This window comes from Lancefieldella rimae ATCC 49626 (genome assembly GCF_000174015.1).
GTDB classification, from domain to species: Bacteria; Actinomycetota; Coriobacteriia; order Coriobacteriales; family Atopobiaceae; genus Lancefieldella; species Lancefieldella rimae.
Map to the genome: position 1 here is coordinate 133,269 of NZ_ACFE01000004.1, position 22,469 is coordinate 155,737.

At 49.8% G+C, this 22,469-nt stretch carries 18 protein-coding genes; 3 read left to right on the forward strand and 15 right to left on the reverse strand.

Annotated elements, in window-relative coordinates:
- Nucleotides 1-200: 200 nt before the first annotated feature.
- Nucleotides 201-785: a hypothetical protein gene (locus tag ATORI0001_RS06695; RefSeq protein WP_003150288.1), complete on the reverse strand. Its 585-nt coding sequence runs from the start codon at nucleotides 783-785 to the stop codon at nucleotides 201-203.
- A 119-nt stretch (nucleotides 786-904) separates the two neighbouring features.
- Between ATORI0001_RS06695 and ATORI0001_RS06700 the strand changes: the two genes are divergently transcribed.
- A complete protein-coding gene (locus tag ATORI0001_RS06700) occupies nucleotides 905-2,341 on the forward strand; it encodes a Sapep family Mn(2+)-dependent dipeptidase (protein WP_003150287.1) in 1,437 nt (478 codons plus the stop codon).
- Between the two features lie 133 nt (nucleotides 2,342-2,474).
- Here the strand turns inward: ATORI0001_RS06700 and ATORI0001_RS06705 are convergent, their stop codons facing one another.
- A complete protein-coding gene (locus ATORI0001_RS06705; RefSeq protein ID WP_003150419.1) occupies nucleotides 2,475-3,617 on the reverse strand; it encodes a hypothetical protein in 1,143 nt (380 codons plus the stop codon).
- 420 nt (nucleotides 3,618-4,037) lie between these two features.
- Here ATORI0001_RS06705 and ATORI0001_RS06710 point away from each other — a divergent pair, with 420 nt between their 5' ends.
- Nucleotides 4,038-5,402, forward strand: coding sequence for an MATE family efflux transporter (locus ATORI0001_RS06710; protein ID WP_003150245.1), 1,365 nt, complete (start codon nucleotides 4,038-4,040; stop codon nucleotides 5,400-5,402).
- A gap of 50 nt (nucleotides 5,403-5,452) precedes the next feature.
- On the opposite strand, the gene ATORI0001_RS06715 is transcribed toward ATORI0001_RS06710, so the two are convergent.
- From ATORI0001_RS06715 to ATORI0001_RS06740, 6 genes are all read right to left on the reverse strand, one after another.
- Nucleotides 5,453-7,177, reverse strand: coding sequence for an ABC transporter ATP-binding protein (locus ATORI0001_RS06715; RefSeq protein WP_003150439.1), 1,725 nt, complete (start codon nucleotides 7,175-7,177; stop codon nucleotides 5,453-5,455).
- A gap of 400 nt (nucleotides 7,178-7,577) precedes the next feature.
- The gene (locus ATORI0001_RS06720) at nucleotides 7,578-8,873 is read right to left on the reverse strand and encodes a coiled-coil domain-containing protein (RefSeq protein WP_003150348.1); all 1,296 of its coding nucleotides are present in this window, start codon (nucleotides 8,871-8,873) and stop codon (nucleotides 7,578-7,580) included.
- Between the two features lie 148 nt (nucleotides 8,874-9,021).
- Nucleotides 9,022-10,077, reverse strand: coding sequence for a nucleoid-associated protein (locus ATORI0001_RS06725; protein ID WP_003150285.1), 1,056 nt, complete (start codon nucleotides 10,075-10,077; stop codon nucleotides 9,022-9,024).
- A 36-nt stretch (nucleotides 10,078-10,113) separates the two neighbouring features.
- Nucleotides 10,114-10,677 carry a PTS sugar transporter subunit IIA gene (locus ATORI0001_RS06730; protein ID WP_003150155.1) on the reverse strand — a complete coding sequence of 188 codons (564 nt, stop codon included), beginning with the start codon at nucleotides 10,675-10,677 and terminating at the stop codon, nucleotides 10,114-10,116.
- Nucleotides 10,678-10,863: 186 nt separating this feature from the next.
- Complete coding sequence (locus ATORI0001_RS06735) at nucleotides 10,864-12,972, reverse strand: FtsX-like permease family protein (RefSeq protein WP_003150238.1); 2,109 nt, start codon at nucleotides 12,970-12,972, stop codon at nucleotides 10,864-10,866.
- Nucleotides 12,962-13,765, reverse strand: a complete 804-nt coding sequence (locus tag ATORI0001_RS06740) for an ABC transporter ATP-binding protein (protein WP_162010747.1) — start codon at nucleotides 13,763-13,765, stop codon at nucleotides 12,962-12,964. Before ATORI0001_RS06740 ends, ATORI0001_RS06735 begins: the two co-directional genes overlap by 11 nt.
- Nucleotides 13,766-13,966: 201 nt before the next feature.
- Here ATORI0001_RS06740 and ATORI0001_RS07800 point away from each other — a divergent pair, with 201 nt between their 5' ends.
- Nucleotides 13,967-15,007 (forward strand): GNAT family N-acetyltransferase, encoded by a 1,041-nt coding sequence (locus ATORI0001_RS07800; protein ID WP_003150296.1) that lies wholly within the window; start codon nucleotides 13,967-13,969, stop codon nucleotides 15,005-15,007.
- On the opposite strand, the gene ATORI0001_RS06750 is transcribed toward ATORI0001_RS07800, so the two are convergent.
- The 7 genes from ATORI0001_RS06750 to ATORI0001_RS06780 form a co-directional block, all read right to left on the reverse strand.
- Complete coding sequence (locus ATORI0001_RS06750; RefSeq protein ID WP_003150158.1) at nucleotides 15,004-16,050, reverse strand: sensor histidine kinase; 1,047 nt, start codon at nucleotides 16,048-16,050, stop codon at nucleotides 15,004-15,006. The genes ATORI0001_RS07800 and ATORI0001_RS06750 overlap by 4 nt on opposite strands.
- A gap of 34 nt (nucleotides 16,051-16,084) precedes the next feature.
- The gene (locus ATORI0001_RS06755; RefSeq protein WP_003150228.1) at nucleotides 16,085-16,756 is read right to left on the reverse strand and encodes a response regulator transcription factor; all 672 of its coding nucleotides are present in this window, start codon (nucleotides 16,754-16,756) and stop codon (nucleotides 16,085-16,087) included.
- Between the two features lie 2 nt (nucleotides 16,757-16,758).
- On the reverse strand, nucleotides 16,759-17,793 hold the full coding sequence (locus ATORI0001_RS06760) for a TatD family hydrolase (RefSeq protein WP_003150421.1): 1,035 nt from the start codon (nucleotides 17,791-17,793) through the stop codon (nucleotides 16,759-16,761).
- Nucleotides 17,762-18,748 (reverse strand): 16S rRNA (adenine(1518)-N(6)/adenine(1519)-N(6))-dimethyltransferase RsmA, encoded by a 987-nt coding sequence (rsmA, locus tag ATORI0001_RS06765; protein ID WP_003150331.1) that lies wholly within the window; start codon nucleotides 18,746-18,748, stop codon nucleotides 17,762-17,764. Before rsmA ends, ATORI0001_RS06760 begins: the two co-directional genes overlap by 32 nt.
- Before the next feature lie 13 nt (nucleotides 18,749-18,761).
- A complete protein-coding gene (metG, locus tag ATORI0001_RS06770; RefSeq protein WP_003150188.1) occupies nucleotides 18,762-20,375 on the reverse strand; it encodes a methionine--tRNA ligase in 1,614 nt (537 codons plus the stop codon).
- 108 nt (nucleotides 20,376-20,483) lie between these two features.
- Complete coding sequence (gene rsmI, locus ATORI0001_RS06775; protein ID WP_003150313.1) at nucleotides 20,484-21,395, reverse strand: 16S rRNA (cytidine(1402)-2'-O)-methyltransferase; 912 nt, start codon at nucleotides 21,393-21,395, stop codon at nucleotides 20,484-20,486.
- On the reverse strand, nucleotides 21,395-22,432 hold the full coding sequence (locus ATORI0001_RS06780) for a glycoside hydrolase family 5 protein (protein ID WP_003150365.1): 1,038 nt from the start codon (nucleotides 22,430-22,432) through the stop codon (nucleotides 21,395-21,397). Before ATORI0001_RS06780 ends, rsmI begins: the two co-directional genes overlap by 1 nt.
- Nucleotides 22,433-22,469: the final 37 nt, after the last annotated feature.

Consider the following 22,469-nt stretch of genomic DNA (forward strand, 5'->3'; position numbering starts at 1 on the left):
TACGCAATGTTTATCTATGACCAGATAAACGACGTTTAACCCTATCATAAAAGGTTTTTGTTTACGAGTAAGGGTATGCTTACTCGCTTCTGAGCGCCCGAACAGGATTGGATTTAAAAGCTCTTCTCGCCGGTAAAAGACCTGCAAGCAAGGTAGGTACCATGCTGATACTAATTAAAATAAACGCCGTGTATATAAGCTTACTTATCTTTGTTGATATCGGCATCCTTGGAAAGTGTCTCGTGATAGTTACCCGGCAAAGATGATTCATTTGCTTTGGAAGAAGCCTTTTGAGAAGTCTTGGGGTGAGAAGAGCTGTCCGCAAGAAGATCTTCGTCCTTGCTGTCCTTCTCGCCTACCCTTATTTGCATCTTGGTTTGAGCCCAGCTGAGCCCATATAAAAAGCCAAAAACTCCTATTGCCATGGGCATCATAATTGCCACCACAAGCAACAGCGAAACAATAACTTTAAAGAGGTGGATAGGGATGCTGAAGATGACGGGTGAAAAAACCATCAATCCAAAAACAATTCCTGCCAGCACTCGAAAGACTATCTTGGTCACGTATGAAAGCTGTATACTGGTAAAATTGCTAATCAGAAGGCTGATAAGCGCCAGTGCGGAAAACCAAAGCATGGCAGAAGAAAGCGCGTACATCATTAAGAGGAAGACATTTTCCGGCTGAACTTCTGGTTTTGTGACGATAAAAACAATCGAGCACAGCGCAATTAAAACTAACAGAATGGCATTGGTAAGAATTGCCGGAGTTTTCCATATTTTTTTCATAGCGCACAGCTCCTTTGTGCTCTTCGCCCGATTATACTTGAACTTGCTTATTGTTCCCTGATGGCCTGTGCTTTAATCAATAAAGCACAGCTATGGATTGAGACGCAAGGAGAAACACTATGACTGATGAGGTTTTGAAAGCCCAGGTTGACGCCTATGTTGACGAAAACTGGGAAAACATTATTGAAGACATTCGCTATCTTGTTCAAGTAGAATCCGTGGAGGATCTCTCCGCTGCAGAAGCAGGAAAGCCCTGGGGGCCAAAGTCGTTTGAAGCACTGCGCCGTGGCCTTGAGCTTGCTGAGCGCCTTGGCCTTAAAACCACCAATGTGGACGGATATCTTGGTTTTGGAGATCTTCCCGGAGCGTCACAGAAGTACATCGCCACCATTGCTCACACCGATATTGTGCCGCTTGGCCTTGGGTGGACGGTTGACCCGCTCGACGTCACACGCAAAGACGGCTATCTGCTCGGCCGAGGCGTTTTGGACGACAAGGGTCCTTTTGTGCTTTCTCTTTGGGCTGCGCATTTCTTTGTCGAACACGTCAAAAAAACCGGCAAACTTCTCCCATACACCCTGCGCGCAATTGTCGGCAACAACGAGGAAACCGGTATGGGCGATGTTCCCTACTATCTTGAGCGCTATCCCGAGCCTGCATTTTGCTTTACACCTGATGCTGAGTTCCCGCTCATTTGTGGCGAGAAGGGCGTCTATCACGGCGAGTTTACCTCTGCCGCCATCGCGGGCGAGAAGATCGTGGAGCTTGACGGCGGCACGGTCCCCAACGCCATCCCCGGTCTTGCATGCGCAGTGGTACGCGCCGATTCCACTACATTGCCCAAGGCTCCCCACATTGATGTCGAAGACGCAGGCGTTGATGACCAGGGCAACCACCTCACCCGTATTTCTGCTCACGGAAAGGGCGGACACGCCTCTATGCCTGCGGGAACCGTGAATGCCATTGGTCTTCTCGACGCATATCTACTTGAGCACAATCTATGCAGCGACACCGAGCGTGCCTTCCTTGAATTTTCTGCCCTGCTCTGCTCAACAACCGACGGTACCGGCACAAATATCCAAAGTTCAGACGATAAATTCGGACCGTTGACCTGCATATCCGGAACCGTCCGTACCAAAAATGGCTGCTTTGTCCAAACCATCGACTCGCGCTATCCCACCTCTACAACCGGTAAAGCCATCACCTCTGCGATGGAAGATCTCGGCAAAACATATGGGTGCACCTACCGGGTAGTTGCAGACGACGTGCCCTTCTATATTGATCCCAAGTCCCCTGAAATTGCCACTCTTTTGGATACGTATCATGAATACACGGGACATGAGGGCAAAGCATTTGTCATTGGCGGCGGCACGTATGCCCGTCATTTCAAGCACGCCGTTGCATTTGGCCCCGTTGAAAGTGCCGAAGCAGATCAAATTCCTGCATGGGTAGGTGCAGAACATGGTCCTGACGAGGGTGTGTCTGAAGAATGGCTCCGCCGTGCATTAAAGATTTACATTGTCAGTATCGCCCGTCTTATGGAATTGGATCTATAAACACCGAATAGTACTCGGTTAAAGTTCTCTTCCAAGCCATGTCTTTCGGCTTTATTGTGCGCGGTGTCTGCTCGTTTTTAAGCAGGCACCGCTTTTACGTCTTGCCTGTTGGGCAAATCCAGGCGAGAAGTGCTTAGGATACTGTATGGTCTTTCTTTGTATGAGAGAGCACCTTTGCGACAATACTGTCCGGCAGTCCCATTTCAATACGAATTCCCAAATATAGCGTAATGAGGTTATATACAATAGCGCCCACACTACTTGCCTGCACTTCCGAAAGACCCAAAAAGAGGGCACTTACTATAAGGGCGGCCACATTAAAAGATGTCACCAAAAACTGAATGATCACAAACGGTCTGATATAACGCGCGTTGTTTGATCCGCGTAAGGCTATTGCTGCCACAAGTAACGTAAACAACGCAGAGATTGTATCCAACAAAAGTGACAGAGGGCGTATCCCCGCAACAAACACCCGTATTTCTGTTGTATACGGTATTGAAACATAGTTACTCATATCCGCCGCACCAAGCAGAAAGGCGTACACCACAAAATAAGCAACGTTGATTACAATGGTGGTAACTGCGATAAAGTGCAGGACACGCTGGTAGCGAGAACGTATAAAAGTTGTTCCGGATATACCGGCGTCATATTCGCTCTTTACCCTTTCCCCTAAATTTGAAAGAATTCCCACATAAACAATGGTAGTAATAATAACCATCGGATCAAAGATAATAATCTTTCCATTGCCCCACGCCCAAAGCGCCACCACTACCAAAAGAAGTGCGATACCGTAACAAAGCGCTCGAAACGGATTGACCTTTGCGGCATCATTTGCCGCACGAATACCCAAAAATCCCGTGAGCATCTGAAGCATTCCCAGTGCAATGACAAAGCCATAAAACAAAAGGTACTGATTACTTCCTCCCACCAAATATCCACCTAAGTGTGTAATATCAGTAGAAAATGCAGGAGAAATTCCCATAAGTACCGCATACCCCGAGATAAGAGACGTAACAATATCCGTAATACCAAAGAGCAGAGCAATCCACGAAATCACATAGAGCGTATGCTGTGCGGTAGTTCTTGGGATGGAAGCCTTAATGTCGTTGCCTTGGGGAGACGCAGCTGAATCACGCTCTTCTGCCACTAAAATCTTCTCGGCAGCCGAAGCCGCATCACCAAGGGCGGCTGCTCCTTTGGCGAGAAGTTCTTCCCCTTCTTGAATGTGCTTGGTAACTTCACGGCCCAATGACGCTTGTGGCTTTTTTTGATCCATACTCCATCGTTTCCCCACGTGTGTTTGGATACCAGTGTATATGTGTTCAGCCTAAGCGCGCCACGTATTTTTATCATGTCACAACACGCACAGACCAAACCCTAAAATCCGTTGTGTGAACGATCGATTAAATCATTTTATGAATGAGCCATAAGCCCTTGTATGACATATCTTTTTTGCTATGATAGCAGGCTGTTGGTATCAATAAGCAGTCTACCTGTATATCTTTTCTTTATTGGCGGATTGAGACAACAGCATCAATCAATCGTATGCACTGAAAGGGAGCTTTAGGGTTATGTTTTTGTGATGACACATTTTCGCATTGCGCTTCATATTCGTGATACAGCCTGCATATGCCGAGCTATACGTCTTGACGCATGCTGCACAACATGAAACTGAACGGTTCTACGAAAGGGTGTTATGGAACAAAACAAACTCTTTGCAGAAACTCCCCCGCTGCAACTCTTTTTACGCGCTGCCATTCCCGGCGCCATCGCCATGCTCGCATCCATGCTCTACGATACCGCTGACGGTATTTTGGTTGGTCGCTTTCTTGGAGCCGACACCTTTGCTGCCGTTGCCATTTCGCTTCCGCTGGTCATTATGAGCTTTGCCGTTTCTGATTTGGTAGGCGTTGGATCGGCTGCCGTCATTGCCGTTGAACATGGAAAGCATAACTATGATCGTGCCAACGACGTATTTACCACCTCAGTTGTTATAATTTTTGCAGGTGGTTTCATACTGGGTATTCTCTTTTTCCTCTTTGCCCCAAACATTTTGACTCTTTTAGGAGCAAAAGGTGAGCTTGTAGAAAAAGGTTCAATCTACCTCCGTGTATATGCAGCCTTCCTACCATTTGTCTCTATTAACTACGCTGCCGATAATTTCCTTAAGATTTGCGGGATGATCCGTCGTTCAATGATCTTGAGTTTTATCATTGCCATTCTCGGTACGATTCTTGAGTTCTTTTTTCTGGCTGTTCTTCATCTTGATGTCGCATATTCGGCCCTTGGATATTGCATAGCACTGCTCTTCTCGGCCGTCTTTGGTATGTGGCCGTTTGTGCATAACAAGCAAATCCTCAAGTTTGTACAACCTCACTTCTCTTGGGAGATCATTCGTGAGGTCTGTGCTAACGGTATGGCCGTCTTTTTGCAAAACATTTCGGGACGCATCTATAGCCTTATCATGAACTCCACGCTCCTCGCCCTCGGTGGTGCAAATGCCGTTACAACCTATGGAGTCATTTTCTTTTCCGCGGGTATCATTACGCCGCTTGTCTATGGCGAGGCAGATGCTCTGCAGCCTGCCATCGGCTATAACTGGGGTGCCAAAAACAAACATCGGGTGATTGCCCTTACCCGATATGTTTTTATGGCGGCCGGTCTTATCGGCCTCACCTCGGCATCACTCATGTTCTTCTGCCCCGAGCTTCTCGTTCATCTCTTCATTTCCGATGCAACACCCGAGCTTGTCGCCATGGCGGTTCCCGCTATACGCACCTACGCAGCTGCAATTCTCATCAACTGGATCTACTTCTGCACGCAGGAATTTGTTATCGCGCTGAAGCTCACTCGTATCTCAAGTGTTCTCAGCGTGCTTGCAACTTTTATCTACCCCACTACTGCCGTTGTGCTTCTCGCTCCATTCGGACTCAACGTACTTTGGTGGGCACCTGTGATTGGTGCTGCTCTCACGGTACTTACCAGCATCGTCATTTTGATTCATATTCGCACCACGCACTTTGCCGGAATACCCGTACGTCACTCACGAGAAATCCGCTAGTAAACATACCGTGAAGAATTTGTGAGAAGCAAAGGAATCTTTGGCTGAACTTACTGTCCTACGGTATAGAGCGCCTTGAAATACCCGTCTCGTGCCATAAGTTCATCAAAGGTTCCCTTCTCGCAGATGGAACCGTCGCGTAAAACGACAATACCGTCAAATTGCTTCAACTGAGCAGCGTCGAGGCGATGTGTTACCACCACGCGTGTTGTGTCCGTCAAATCCAAAACGGAGCGAGTAATCTTATCGGCAGTCACCTGATCAAGAGCCGAAGTGGCCTCATCAAGCAGAAGAACCTCAGCGCCACGCAAGAGACTACGCGCAATGCATACACGCTGACGCTCACCGCCCGACAAGTTGCATCCCCCTGAGCCGCACGCATAGGCATAGCCGTGAGCAGCCACAAACTGAGTAAGTCCCGCCTGATCAACGGCAGATTTGAGTTCCTCATCGGAATAGGTTCCAAACATGGTGATGTTATCGCGAAGCGTGGCATCAAAAAGGAAGGTATCTTGACGTACAAGTGAAATATTGGTGTACAGTGACTTTTTCTGAACATCTTTCAGCTCAATGTTGTCATACCTGATTTCTCCCGTATAGGCATCATGTGAACCCATCAAAAGAGAAAGCATCGTTGACTTACCCGATCCCGAGGCTCCCACAAGAGCAGTGCAAGAGCCTGCTGGAAGTTCAACTGAAACGTCAGACAATACTGGTACATCAACGTCATAGGAAAATCCAACATGCTTAAATGCAATGCCTTTCTTCAGACCGGAAGGCAGCTCGCGGACACCGTCCTTCTCGGCATGAGATGCAAGAGCTTCTGCAAGTTTATCAACCAACTCACGCACCGATTTACGGGCGGCAATCACAGGGGGAACGTCTTGTGCAGGGCTTGAAATCCACGTCATCAACTGAGCGGCCATTAAAATACCACCGGGTGTAACGCCGTTACCGGTTGCGCAAAGATACGCACCAAGTACCATTACAAACATCTGAGAAAGTCCCATGGTGACAGACGACATAACCATAATGAGCTTCTCGGTTTGCGTGCGGCTCTGCTTCACCTCTTCGAGCTTATTGTTGCTTGTATCAAAAAGCCCCTGCGACTCCTTCTCAATGGAAAAGCTTTTAATCAAGGGGAAGCCGGAGAGTAAATCACTTACCTGAGCCACAAACGTATCAAATTGATTTGAAGCTTCATGCTGTTTTTGAGCGAGCGTATCGCCGGTTTTAAGGGTCACTATGAGTGGAATAAAAGCTGCTACGATTGCCATAATCGCCAAAAGGGCATTTTGGTAGAACAGAATGCCCACCGCAACCACACAACTTAATACCTCGGCTATGGTCAAAAATACTTTATCGAGATAGGTGGTCTCTATCGTATTCGTATCGTTAGTCAATGCCGAGATATACTGACTCACGCCTTCCTGAGCAAAAGAGCCAATCCCTTTTGTAAGCAGATTTGAAAAGGCTACCGCGCGATATTGCGAAAGTGCACGTCTCAGGAACACGGGATGAATGCGGCTGCGTATGATGCCGAGAATTGCCTCAAGAACGCACATCGCTGCCCACGCGATGCCTCCCCACAAAACACCCATCGCATTACCGGCAACGGCAAAGTCTATGATTAAAGCAATCACGACGGAAAACAGCACGTAAGAAAGGTAAGAGAAGCTGTTAAGCGCAATATTGAGTACAAATAACCCCTTATTACCTTTGAGAAAGCTCTTTAGGAGTTCTTTTTTAATGGCTTCTTTCTTTTCTTCCATCATGTTCATCCCCTTGAACAGACACACGCTAACCCTCAAGTACCTATTGCACCACGAGACTCAATGTCTTTTTATAAGTAACGCAAGAACACAAGCGGTGGCGCCGTATTGGATAACCCAGGCACCGAACGCTCTGTTGAATATCAGTATGCTCGCGTATTTCTAAAAGTACATTACGTATACGTTGAATCAAGCTTGAGGATCCGTTGATTTTGCTCAACCTTCCGTTGAATTTCCTGCTCACAGGCGAGTCTGAGGTTAAATATCAAAAATAACCCGCACCGATTCAGCCGGTGCGGGTTATCTGAATACCATTGTTGGATTCATATGGGTATATGACATCCCGTGCAAATCTTATGTAGCGCGAACGCACGACACATCCTGCGCGACGGAAGCAATACACCTACGAGAGTGCAACGCCTCCGAGCCAGCCCCAGCGAGGCGTAGATAGACCACCGAGGTTGGAAATCCAAGAAGACAGGCTTTGTGTTTTGACAACACCTGAAATATTGTGGCGAACCATGCCTCCGCCGATATAGATTCCGACGTGTCCATAAATAAGCGCTGCGGCAGAGCCTCCCAGAGATGCAACGGCGATAATCATGCCTGTTTGAATGGTACTCTGATCGGATGAGTGACACCACCTATAGTACATATCGCATGCGTTTCCATAGAAATTTCCGATACCGGCATTCGAGAAGACAGTGGAAACCCATGCCGCACACATACCCGCACCAGTAGAGCCCGTATAGTTAGCCGCGCTGACTACTGCAGCCGCCGACCCGGAACCTCCACTGGAAGAACCCCCGCCGGAATAGGAACCTCCACCATACGAAGAACCCCCACCGGAAGAGCTACCGCCATACGAAGGACCCTCACCGGAAGAGCCTCCACCGGAATAGGAATTCTCATTGGAACTCTGCTGTGCCGCCGCAAGAGCAGCTGCCTGCTGAGCTTCAAGGAGTTCTGCATCATGCTGAGCGATAAGCTGCTTTACCTGATCGTCAAGGCTATTTACATACGAAACAGCCTCGTTTTGCTTGGCGGTAATCTTATCAAGCTGGGCACGCTGATCTGCCTGCAATGTCTGAAGACTTGCCTTTTGGTTCTCAAGGTCGGCCTTCTTGCTCTCAAGTGCTTGACGCTCTTGATCAAGTGAATCGCGCAGAGCTTTAACGTCAGCAATCATCTTCTTGTCAGACTCGGAAATCTTATCAAGGTAGTAGATGTTGCTCGTAAGCTCCTCAAAAGAGGCAGACGACAGAAGGAGCTCAAGTGCACCCTGCGGACCCGCCTTATAGTTACTTGACATACGAGCACCGAGCTGCTTGCGCTTCTCGGCCATCTCGGCTTCTTTTTGCTTGATCTCTTGCTGCTTGGATTCGATATCGTTTTGCGTGCTATCAATCTGCTTCTGAACGTCTTCAACCTTATTGTTGGTTTCGTTCATTGCACTTTGCATCGATGAAACCTGCTCCGACAGCTCCTTCAGCTTTGCCTGAGCCTCATCGTACTTGCTTTGAGCAGCATCAATTTCACTCTGTGTAGTTGCCAGCGCAGTAAATGGACGCAAACTTAAGGATGCCGTTACAGCAGCGGCAGCTCCTGCTCCAACAAACAGTTTAAGTACCTCACGGCGAGAAATCGCCTTGTTCTGTATACCATCTTGGCTCGTACGAGCGTCTTGGTCAAAAGTCATTTGGTCTCCTTGTGCGGATAGGGAACGTGGGACCTATCGAGTTATTCTACCCGCTTTTGAGTTTTGAACCAAACTTTTAGCAAAAAGATTGTGAATTTTTTGACGGAACTCCTTTTGTGGCGAGAAGAACCACTGGTAGCCATTACTTTTATCGGTTTTCAATATGTGCCACGTTTTTGATGGAGATTGTCATTCTGCCATCTGATTCTCGTGTAAACTCCAAAAATCCCGGATGATTAGTCATCTCCGAAGGAAAGGTAATCTCGATGCCGGTATCCGTCCGAATCTTGTGACTACGTGTCATGCGTCCGGCAGGCCCTCGTTTAACCGAGACTTCCTCCGGCAAGTGCTTCTCGGCGGCTCGCGCCTCATAGCGCTCACAAATCTCCGGCCTGTCCTCAAAAACCTGGCGCCCGACGTTGACGGGATCAACCGTTTCGTGTACTTCAACGGCGGCGGCAACGGCCGCTTTTGCACGAGACACTTCCACTGCCGGCTCAAGGTTATACTCTTCGGCCAATTCCTGAACAATGCCGGTAACCTCGCTGATTACTTCTTGGCTTGACGCCTCGGAAGAGCACTGCAAAAAGAGTTCGGACATGATATGACGAGCCTGACCAGCCATAAGGCGCTCATGATCGTGAAAATCAATTGAACCCGTACCCAAATCAATGACTGCATAGGTATCGACTTTTTGTGTGGGATTTGGAAGTGTGGCATCCTGTCGCAAAATCTCATTAGACGTTGCGGACACGTCGTGGACAAATGCCTGTTTTCTTGGGAGAAGCACAATCGCAAAGAGTCGGCGAGTATCCCCGTCAAAAGCATCATCATCGCCACTCGCCTCATCTGCAGTATCCGCAGATGTTGCAGCATCGGTGTTGAGATAGTCTGCCACCAAAAGATCACACTGCTCGGTTTCATCAACCTTGCGAAGATTTTCCCAGAACCACTGGGCAATCTGCGCGGAAAACTCCACGAATCCAAAATCGCCGTGTGTATATTCTTGAAGCCCGCCTGCAAAGTTGCTCTTCTCGGCAAACTCACCGTGGCGAGATTCCGGATTTGACGTAATCTTGCGAAGGCGGCGCTGCACGTACGAGCGCGTCTGCCTGTCCTCCAGATCCAAAGCGGTGTCAGAAAAGTGCTTTGTGCCCGTCTCAAAATCAAAGACGTGCAGGATGGCTTTGGAAACGCGAAGCATGTACTAAAACTCCTAACGGGGCAAAAAAGCCGAACTCTATCGTGAAACGTGCAGAATAGGATCGCCAAGCTTGACCAAAGGACGGCCGCCTACCAGTGTGCCCGACTCCCCAACCAAATCGATATGACTAAACTTGTCCGCATTGGTAACGGTAATGACAATCACGTTTTCATATCCGGCAGACTCAATGCCCAACGAATCAAATGCGATAAGCGGAGTTCCGGCCTTAACGTTGTCATTTGCATGCACGAAACGCTTGAAACCCTTACCGTTCATCTTGACGGTATCCACGCCAATATGAATCAAAATCTCAATACCGCTCTCAGTAGTCAGACCAATTGAGTGGTTGGTTACATTGGTAGCGGTTACGCGAGCATCACACGGAGCGTAGATACAGTCAAGGCCAACGGGCAAAATGCCATAACCTTCGCCAAAAAGACCGCTTGAGATTATCTCATCATGAACCTCTTGTACGCTCACCAAAACACCTGAGCAGGGGGCATATACGGTGTCCTCCCGTGTCGTAAACGTGGCCTTCTGCGGTGTCTCGTCATCGTTGGCAGACACGAACACATTTTTGACCTTGGACCAAAGACCCATGATTCCTCCTGTAGCTCAATACGTTTGACGAGAAGCGCTTCATGCGCGCGGTATCATTCTACCGGTAACCATTCTACCTAAGTGGGACGCCAAACGAAACGGACGGATATTCAAAAGTTGAATATCCGTCCGTTTTACCCACCGGTGTAAGAAACCAAGCGCGTAAATGCTTTCGCCTGTGCCTCTTTAGCTGATCCTGCGATTACCCCGGAAGATAATGCTGCGCGCCGTGAAATAGGTCAGCAGGAAATAGCCGCCATATACCGCAAGCACCAATGCAATCGTTCCGACTAACGAAGAGGCGATATCGATGCCCCCTACAATAGAAACCACATCCGCCACAATTGAAAGCGCTACAAACGCATGAGCACTCGCAACGATCAAAGGCAAGAGGAAATAAACACCGATCTGAATGAACAGCGCTCGGTTTACCGTGCTTCTCTCAGCACCAAGCTCCGCCAAAACCCGATACGCGCGTACGTTATCCGATGCTTCAGAGAGCTGCTGCAGAGCAAAGATTGAAGCGCAGGCAATAAGCAGGATAAAGCCAATATACAGCGCAAGATAGGTAACGGCTGCCGTCATAAGGCTGGTTCTTTCTGCGGTCTCTTTGGTTGAGGAGAGATTCAGCACTGCCCACTCGTCTTTATCTTCATCACCGAGAAGAATGCCGTTACCAAAAGCGGTCTTTTTGGCATCTTGAAGGGTCTTCTCGCCCGCATCTTTTGTTTGAGCGTAGTTGACGAAAAGAACCGAGCTCTCCAGAGAAGCTTCTTTGGGCAGAGCATTATCAGAGACGACCAATGTTCCTGTTGCAGAATGCTCACTTACACTGCCGGGCATCCGAAGCTTATCGTCGTAGCCACCGGCAACCGAATGATACGTCGTACCATAGAGATCAAGTGTCTTGTTGTCCTGCGAATACTTCTTCCAGAAATCTATTACTTTGGCATTTGAAGTGGTCCAGACGAGATATCCGTCTTGGCCAAAGTCAACCGGAGACAGCCCGTTTATTTGCCGTATACGGTTATATTGCGAAGCCGTAATAATGGGAACGGGCAGAGATCCCACCATATCATCGTCTACATACCCGGGATAAATAGAGCTTGGATTAACGCCGGCATGTTTTGCAAATACCCCAAAGTTCAACTCAACCTCACCACGAGAATCTTTGACCATATAAAAGTCAACCTGAGTAGAAGTATCCATCAAAGAATCCCACTTGGGATAGCGGGAGCGAGCAAGCTCATTTAGGTCCATCGTAGATATGCTTTTGGGATCCATGCTGTGGTTGACGGTCATGGAAAGCGTTGCATCAACCGAAGTAATGGCTTTGAACTGTGCATTTATCGCTTCAACAAGCGAGAAACCCGAGCAAAAGCCACAAATAGCAATAAAGAGCATGGCGCACACCATCGAGATGGAAAGCCACGCCGTATTTACCCTGCTGTTGAACTGGCGCAGAGTAAAAGCATTCAAACCGCGAAAATAAAAACTCTTCCTTGATTGCACAAAGCGAAGCAAAAACCCCGACATCGAAAAGAAAAAGAGCAACGTTCCTACAGACACCAAAGCCGTTGCGCCCGCAAATTCTCCGTCCATCTTTCTCATACCGTTATGCAGCAGCATACGATATGAAATGCCGATGATAACAAGTGAGGCAATAAACAAAACGACGGAAACAGCAAGATTTCTGACTTTTATGTTTTCACTCACCTTATCGGCGTCAATAAGATCAATGAGCTTGTAGCGTGAAATCGTCACGACATTAAAAAGCAGTGACACCGCAAACATAATGGTGAAGTACACAATGGTTGAAATACATGAATGTGCAGAAAAGACAAAGGTAAATTCTTTAATCTGCGCGTCAAAAAGACGTGCCGTGGCATAGGTCATCAGCTGTGAGCCAAAAACACCCGCAACAAGTCCAACCGCAAGCGCCAACACACCAACAATCAACGTCTCTAACACGATAATTTTTGAAACATCTTGTCGTGTCATGCCTAAGGTGAGATACATGCCAAACTCATGTTTGCGGCGGCGAATCAAAAAACGATTTGCATAGACAACCAAAAAGCCTAAAACAATGGCCAGAAATACCGAAACACCCGTGATAACCCCGGCCAGCAGTTGCACGATGGCGCGGCTGTCATCACTGAGATTTAAGACAACCGTCTGTTGTGTGATGGAATTGAACGCATAAAAGAGAGCCACACCTATCGCAAGCGTCAAGAAATAAACGCTAAAATCACGGATGGACTTACGTACATTTCCAAGAGCAATTTTAGCGTACATCAGCGCCCTCCCCTCCCAGGAAGGAAACGACGTCCATAATCTCATCAAAGAACTGCTTACGGCCCTTCTCGCCACGAACGATCTCGTTAAAGATGCGACCGTCTTTGATAAAGACCACACGGTGCGCATAGGAGGCCGCAAACGAGTCGTGGGTAACCATGGCAATGGTAGCTCCCGTGCGGTTCATACCCTCAAAGCTCTCAAGCAGAGCGCGGGCATTCTTGGAATCAAGGGAACCCGTGGGTTCGTCCGCCAGCACAAGCGAGGGGTTGGTGACGATTGCGCGAGCCGCAGCTACGCGTTGACGCTGGCCACCGGACATCTCGTGCGGGAACTTGTCGAGCACCTCGGATATCTCCAGGCGATGCGCCACTTCCTCCACGCGCTGAAGCGTCTCTTTGGCGCTCACGTGGCCGATGGTCAGCGAGAGCGCAATGTTCTCCCGGGCCGTCAGCGTATCCAACAGATTGGCATCCTGAAAGATGAAGCCCAAACGATCGCGGCGAAACGTTGCAAGGTCACGGCCACGCAGACTGGTAATCTCTTGATCGTCAACGAAGATGTGGCCTGCCGTCGGCTGGTCGATGGTGGAGATGCAATTCAAAAGCGTTGTCTTACCGGATCCCGAAGGTCCCATAATGGCAATGAACTCACCGCGTTGAACGGATAGGTTGATGCCGTCGAGTGCCTTGGTGATGTTGTTTCTCGCTCCGTAATATTTCTCAAGATTCTGACATACCAGTACAAACTTCGGTAAAGCAGAGTTGTGAGTTGGCTGAGCTGTCTGCTGCATATGGACACCGGCAGGGGCAATGGGGCTATTGGGCATGAGATGTCTCCTTTGAACAAGACGTTCTTCTCGCGTACGAATGTCTTTATCATCACACGGGCGCATCCACAAAGCCATCGATACACCTTACAAAAACCTTACGGTTTTATCACATTGCTTGCGCCATAATAGGATAAACAAAATGGCAACCATACGGGAGCTTCTATGGAGCTTGTAATCAAACGATTCGGTGAGTTGAGTGCGGAAGAACTCTACGAGATTCTTTCTCTCAGAGCGGAAACCTTCATTGCTCAGCAAAAAATTGTCTACAACGATTTAGACGGTCTCGATTATCGTGCCACACACGTTTTTTATCTGGATACTCCACAAGGTGAAGAGACGCAGGGCGAGAAGACCGTTGCTGCCTATCTGCGTATACTTGATCCAGGTATCGTATATCCTCAACCGACGATCGGTCGTGTGTGCTCGCGCCGTAAGGGATGCGGTATTGGTGGCAAACTCTTACGCGATACCATTGCCTATCTGGCAGAAAATACCGGATCCTCGACACTTCTTGTAGAAGCTCAGGCTAGTGCGGAAGCCGTATACCGCCGTGAGGGCTTTGAGCAGACGGTTCAAACAGACGGTCCAATTGAACACTTTGGCGTTAAGCACCATCTGATGTCGCTTGACCTCAACAAGGTACGCAAAATCTCAGGCATTGACGGCATGCCTGAAAAAATTGATGAATCCTGCGTAACCATACGCCCCGTACACGCAGATGAACTGTCACTTTTACAGCGTATCAGCACCAATGCCTTTGTCGATACCTTCTTAGCTTTCAAGACCGCCGACGATCTTGCCGATTACGTCGAGGATGCGTACGGCGCAGATACCCTCGCACAAGAACTTGCAGACCCTGAAGCTGCCTTTTATTTTATTGAAGTCAACCGTGAGGTTGTGGGATACCTTAAACTAAGCGTCGGATACGCACAAACCGAAGCACAGCGTGCAGACTCCCTTGAGGTGCAGCGTATTTACCTGCTGCCTTCCTATCAGGGTCGTGGTCTTGGATCTCTCCTCATGTCGTTTGCCCTTACGCAAGCCCAAAAGTTGGGTAAAACACGCGCGTGGCTCGGCGTTTGGGGACACAACGAGCCTGCAAAAGCTCTCTATGCCAAGTTTGGTTTCAAAAAGTTTGGTCATCATACCTTTGTCATAGGATCCGATCACCAGACAGATGAACTTTGGGAAAGAGCCATTTAGCGTGCGAGAAGATCTGCCATGCTCTCGCTAAACGTAATGGTAACCGCAGTTCCCACACCTACCTCAGACGATACGGCCACGGAAAGTCCCATCTTGGTACACAGCTGATGAACCAAATACAATCCAATGCCGGTTGATTTGGCATATTTGCGGCCGTTTTCCCCCGTGAATGCCTTATCAAAAACCCGGGGAATATCTTGTGCGGGAATGCCGATACCGTTGTCAAAAACGGTAAGACTTGTCACATACGTTCCTGCAGAAACTTCTTTTTGATCTGCGGATATTTTAACTTCTGCCTCTCCGGGAGCAAGATCTTCTCGCCGATATTTTGCCGCATTGATAAGCAGCTGGCTCAAAATAAATTCGAGCCACTTAGGGTCTGCTTTGACGCAATATGCAAGATGTTCGAGGTGCGGTACAACGCCCGCATCAATCAGAGCGCGTGCATTGGCGCGAAGTGCGGCTCTCACGACACTTTCCAGACGTACCGAACGAATGGAGAAGTCTCTATCAAGAGCGGCTCCCCGTGCATAAAAAAGAGCCTGTTCAACAAGGGACTCCACCTTAGAAAGCTGAAGGTCCATGGCATCGGTTGCTTGTCCGGGATTGTTCTGTGCAATTAGGTGGGCTGCGGAAATGGGAGTTTTTATCTCGTGTACCCACATCTCAATATATTCACGATATTCTCGCGATGCCGCACGATTCTTTGCAAGCCGGTCTGCCATTGATTTTGACATGGCTTTCAGCGCCTCATAAAAAAGCTGCTCTTCATAGGTGGTAGGTGCAGCCGACATTGAAGGTGTCAAAAAAGCATTGACGTCCATGGCTTTAAGATCTTGCGAAAGTCTTTTATAAAAGCCAAACCGATGAAGATAATCGGCGATAAGACCCACAAAAGACACGATTACGATTAAACAGATGCTGTACCAAATGATAAACGGAGTAACGCCCGCTATATACAACGTGGCAAAAAGCACTATCGACATCGCAAGGATTGCCAGTATGGCAATCGTTCGGTTTTTGAGATAGATAAAAAAATTCATGTTTGTGCACCACACAACCCGCAGAGCCGTATGCCTATATGACGATATACCCAAGACCGCGCCGCGTGCTCACATACTCTTCCACACCAATACCGGCAAGCGTCTGCCTCAGATGGCTCACATTAACCGTGAGCGTATTGTCATCGACAAACTCATCCGACTGCCAAAGCTCTTCCTGAATGCGCTGACGGGACACAACGGTGCCGGCGTTACGCATCAAAATTGCCAGTATCCGCAGCTCGTTTTTGGTTAACTCCGCGCTTCCTCCTGCCGCATGAACCCGACAGGCCGCGGTGTCAAGGGTAACGCCACCGTGTGTGATCTCGGCTGACGGTTCTGCCACTACACCAACGCGACGAAGTACCGTTGCAATATGGAGCAGTAAAATCTGTGTATTATACGGTTTTGCCACAAAGTCGTCGGCACCCAAAGAGAGCATCATAAGTTCATCAAGATCGGAGTTTCTGCTGGTTACTGCAATAATGGCAACGTTGCTCTTTTGTCGCACTTCTCGGCATACGTGCTGTCCGTCCACTCCCGGCAAATTGAGATCCAAAAGAACCAAATCAACTCCGGACTGTAAAATTTGCCCGGGAACATCGACAAACGACGTAAGCGCACATGCGTCATATCCATTGCGCTGCAACAGCGTCACAAGCTCATCTCTGATTTTTTGGTCGTCTTCAACTACCAGTAGTTTTTGCATCATCAATCCAAACCACACAGGCGCAGCGCATTGGTCCAAAGCGCATCATAGGTTTCTTGTTTTGAAGCCACACCGGCTTCGGCACGTATGCGGGCGAGAAGTTCTGCGGAAAACGCCACCATCGCAGGTTCACACTCACTGCCGCGCAAGGGCTCGGGAGCCATATAGGGCGCATCCGTCTCCGAAAGTATCTGCGCACTTGGACATGCCAGTGCGGCACTCCGGATATCTTCCGAGCGCTTAAACGTTGCCGCTCCGCCAAATGCGACATAACAGCCAAGTTCCACAAAGGGTGCCATAACTTCCACGCCGTCAGTAAAGCAATGCAGATCGCAGCCGGCCTCAGGGACACCTTCCTGCTCAAGAATGGTTTGCGCCACATCATGTGCGTGGGTATTGCCTTCTCCGTCACGAAGATGCAGCTCCACGGGCAAACGATGCTCATGCGCCATACGGAGTTGCGCCCGAAAAGCACGTACCTGAGCTTCCTCACAAACCTCACAGTACGGCCCAAAATCAAGGCCAATCTCACCTACACCAAGCGTACGCTCACATGCAAGCAACTGCTCCATGCGCGCACGGGCGTCATCATCAAAATCCGCCGCCGAATACGGATGCGCACCCGCAATGACGAAAACATTTTCAAGAAGCTCCGGAACATTCTCGTATGCACCCGCAAACGTTGGCGGCACGAGACCGCACTCTGCAAAGCGTGAGAGATATTCGCGAGCCTTTGCAATGGTTTTGCCAAACCACGCCTCCAGCGCCTGAGGATCTTTCCACGTATCCGGAAACTCATGAGCAAACGCTGGATCTATGGGGCATACCAAAAGTCGCACACCCGCAAGAGCCGCACGCACAAGCGATAGAGCCGCATCATGGTCTTCCAGAGATCCCAGGTGCCCGTGGGTATCAGCAAGAGGAGCAAGAGGGGTGGGCGCTTCATGGGCACGACCGCGAATATCGTGAAAAAGACAGCTGTCTTCAAACGTCAACGAATCGACGTCAGCCATGGACAAATGTGGTTTCTTCCCCATACGCCCCTCCTTCTGCCAGCGCCATGGCAAGGCGCACAAAATCCTTCACTCCCAACGCTTCCGCACGAACGGTAGGCTCTATATGTGCGGCGAGAAACGCTTTCTCTAGTGTATCTTTTTTAAATCCCGAAGCTCCCATAGAGTTACGGATGGTTTTTCTGCGCTGCGCAAATGCGGCGTCAATGACGCGTGCGACCCAGGCAAGCTGCTCGGATGTCAATACGCTGGTGCCCGAAGGATCTGTCATGGGAGCTCTTTCAAGACGTACGACGGCGGAATTGACGCGCGGAGGTGGCATAAAATTACCTGGCGCTACCTCAAAGCGGCCGGAAACCTGTGCATAGAGAGCAAGCTTGGCAGTATATGCGCCATACGCTTTGGTACCGGGCTTTGCCGCAATACGATCGGCAACCTCGGCTTGCACCATAACGACAGCCTGTTCAAGCGTTGTAAATTCCTGAAAAAATAGAAGGATCAGAGTGGCCGCCACCTGATAGGGCAAATTGGAAACAAACTTATTGGGGCCAATCAAAGCCCCACTCGCTTCTTTGCCCTGCGTGTCTGCAAACACCCCAAGCGAAGCATACGCATCCCCCACCAGCTGAGGCGTTGCTTTCAGGGCATCTCCCATGCACAAAACAAAAGAGTCTTGATGCGGCTCTTTACACGTTGCCGCAAGCACACCCTCAAGCTCGCGGTCAGCCTCAATCGAACAGACTGCACGAACGTAGTCGAGCATTGCTACCGTAAGCGTTCCGAGCCCGGGTCCTACTTCCAAAACCACATCATCTGAGGTCAGCTCGGCAAGCCGGATGATTTTGCGAATGATGTTGTCTTCCACCAAAAAATTCTGACCCAGCCGATGCTTTGTGGCAAGCCCAAAGGCTTCCAGTGTCTCACGAGTTGCACGAGGATTGGCCAACCATGAGGCTGCATCTTGCGCGGCAAACGTCACTTCTCGCTCACCTTTATTTTGTGGAAGCAAGACGGGGGAACAGTGCTTCTCCCTTGGTAACAGCAAGTCCGCCGGAAAGCTTGCCCCACGTACAATCTTTTTCAAGCGCACATGAAGTTATCTCATCCTCGCCCAAACTCATACGGCTGAGTACCTCAGCCGATGTCGTAGGCATAAAGGGCATCAAAAGATGGGCACTGATACGAATGGCCTCCAGCAGCGAGTAAATGATTTCCGCAAGCTCGCTCACGCGCGCAGGATCTTTTGCCACGTTCCAAGGCGCGGACTCTTCAATGTAGTGGTTGGCGGCATGAACAAGCTCCATGACCACATCTTTTGCTCCCACATAGTTCATATGATCCATGCAGGTAGCGTAGCGCCCATAGATACCGTCAGCCAGTGCTTTTAAGGGATTTTTATCAGAGATGAGCGCACCGTCAACGTGAGGCGTGCACCCTGCAAAGTACTTGTCGCTCATATTAAGCGAGCGAGAAACCAAATTGCCCCAGCTGTTTGCAAGGTCCGCATTGTAAACCTGCTCCATACGCTCAAAGGAAATGCCGGAATCTTCACCGGGTACCACGTCAGTCATGAAGTAATAGCGATATCCCTCAACGCCCAAAAGCTTTACGACATCCTCGGGTGCAATGGCATTGCCGCGCGACTTTGACATCTTCTCTATCGCACCGGTCTCAGAGTTCCGCACGTTAAGAAAACCATGGGCAAATACGCGCTCAGGTACACTCTCACCAAGAGCCATAAGCATTGCCGGCCAGATAACACAGTGAAAACGGATGATGTCTTTGCCTACTACGTGCATCTGAGCAGGCCAGAAGCGTGCACGCAAGGCGGCCGCCTCCGGAGAATCATCGCCATACCCAACCGCGGTATAGTAGTTGAGCAGCGCATCAAACCACACGTAGGTAACATGGCCTTCATCAAAGGGAACGGGAATTCCCCAGTCAAAGCTTGTACGAGAAACGGATACGTCCTGAAGTCCCGACTCCACAAAGGAACGAACCTCATTGAGACGAAAATCAGGCTCTACGAACTCGGGATGTTCTTCGTACAGTTTAAGGAGGCGATCCTGAAACTCGGAAAGTTTAAAGAACCACGACTCTTCCGTTACACGCTCAAGCGGACGATGGCAGTCGGGACATAGATGCTGTCCTTTTGTCCCTTGCTCTTCATCGGCCTTCTCTACCTGCGTCTCGGTGAAGTACGTCTCTTCATGAACGCAATACCATCCGTCATACGAACCCTTATAGATATAGCCCGAATCGCGCATACGCTCCCAAAGATACTGCACGGCGCGATACTGGCGGGGCTCGGTTGTCCGAATGAAATCATCGTAGGAGACCTCAAGCTCATCCCACAAATCCTTGAAATACGGGGCCTGAGAGTCACACCACGCCTGCGGCTCCATTCCGTGCTCAGCCGCAGCCTGGGCGACCTTCTCGCCATGCTCATCCATGCCCGTCAAAAAGAGGACATCATAGCCGGCAGCTCGACGAAAACGTGCTTGTACGTCGCACAAAAGCGAGCAATACGCCGTACCAAGATGCGGCTTTGCGTTGACATAATAGATGGGCGTTGTAATGAAATATGGCTGTTTACCCTCGGGCATACCGGCTCCCTCAACAAACTTCAGTAACTTTGAAATTGTACCGCAGGATGGCACTCCCGTTGTTCAAAAGCCATACTTTACTGGCTCCGCTTCTCGGGAGCCCTCCGCTCACGGCGTATGCACGGCTTTCAAAATGGCTTCATACACAACATCACGATCAAGCGAGAAGGACTTGGAGAGCCGCTTTGCAAGCGTAGACTTACGTTCTCCCGCTTCAAGCCCTGCCTGGATGGCATCTGCAAGCGTTTGCTCTGCTGACGGGTTCATGGATGCCTCGGAGGCCTTAGAGCCTTCTTCTGACTCATGCTCTTTGGGAGCGGAGACCACGATGACACATTCTCCCTTGAGGTGTTCCCGCGCCGCAACGGTTGCCGCCAACTCCGGTGCCAACCCACGTATCACTTCTTCGTGGACTTTCGTAAGCTCTCGCACAAGCGCAAGACGACGGCGCGGCATCACCTCGGAGATGGTTGCAAGTGTTGCGGCAACCCTTCGAGGAGATTCATATATCACCAGCGTCGCCGGAATGGCTGCCAGTTGCACTAGGCGATCTTTCTGCGCGCCATGTTTGCGCGGCAAAAAACCTTCAAAAAAGAAATGTTCGCTCGCGAGCCCCGATGCCACAAGAGCGCACGTTACCGCAGACGGCCCCGGAACAACCTCCGTTGCAAATCCCGCATCAAGCACGGCATCCACCAAGCGCTGTCCCGGATCAGAAACTCCCGGCATCCCCGCATCCGATACAAATGCAAGATGTTGACCTTGCGCAAGTCGTTTAAGTGCGGGAGCGATCTGAGCCTCAATAACGTTCTCGTCGCACCTCTGCAGAGAGGCATGTAAGCCAAATGCCGAGAGGAGCTTTGAAGTGACGCGTGTATCCTCACAAAAAATGACATCCGCAGTGGCAAGCGTATCGAGGACGCGTGGTGATGCGTCCGAAAGGTTTCCTATGGGTGTTCCTACCACCGAAAGCAGACCCGATTTTGCAGGTGAAACACGCGGTTGGTTTTCCGCTTCCATCAGTTGAGCATTCCTCTCTCAAACGAAGCAAGAGCAACGCGCGCGTCCCACCCTGCCAAAAACGCGCTCGTCTTCCAGGTCTGGAAAAACCAGGCAGGACATCCGCGATATGCGGCAAGCTGTCCGGAAGCATAAATACGCTCAAGGGCAATGCGACCCTCAGCGGTCATGGAGCCGTCCGGCGTGGGAAGCGAAGCCGACCACTTTCCCACCATCACCGGCAAATCTCCCGATGAAACCTGAAGAAGATAAGAACGCTTTGCGTCTATCACTCTCTGAATACCTAAAGGGCCGGAACAGTCAACGGAAGAAGGTGTTTTGTCCAAGTGACAATCAAGCCATACATTTGTATAGGATTGTTGACTCATAAAACGCCGCCAGCCTGAAGGCCATCCCCCGTCGGGAAGAATAACCACCGGATCTTCTCCCGCAACCGTACGGACAATGTTGTATGCGCGGCGATAATAGTTGCGCAAAGAGTGAGCCGGTACCCCGTCAATAACGCGCAGTCCCTGACGGATACGCGGTTGCACCTCATCGGCAACTTCAATGCCAAAAAATCCCAAACGATGTGCATAACGTTGCGCAAGCTTTTTGATAATTTCAAGGCTCTTCTCGCAAGAAATGCGAGTACGGGGAGAACCTCCGGGAGTACTGTCTTGTCCGTCAGGAAGCCCCGGATTGACGGCAAGTACGAAGATGACGTGGAGCCCGATTTCCTCGGCCCACTCAAGCGCTCTGTCCACCATATCAATGCACGGTTGATATGGTGTGTTTTGAGGTTCAAAGACATACCACGGTATCGGCAAGCGCAACGCATTAAAGCCTCGCGCCGCAATCCGAGAAAAATCTTCGGAGTGAATGAAAGAGGCGCGATGAGCACGCACAAGCTCTGCGTATTCATCCTTTCCAAGTTTGGCCGCCAACGACACCTCATCAACCGTGGCAGTTCGTGCAAACGGTTCAGGAGTTACCCAAGGTTCCAACGTCAACCAACCCGTTAGGTTAACTCCCCGTAAGACCTTGGTGGCCGCCATTGCCGCCCCTTTCAGAATACGCATACACGTTACGTAT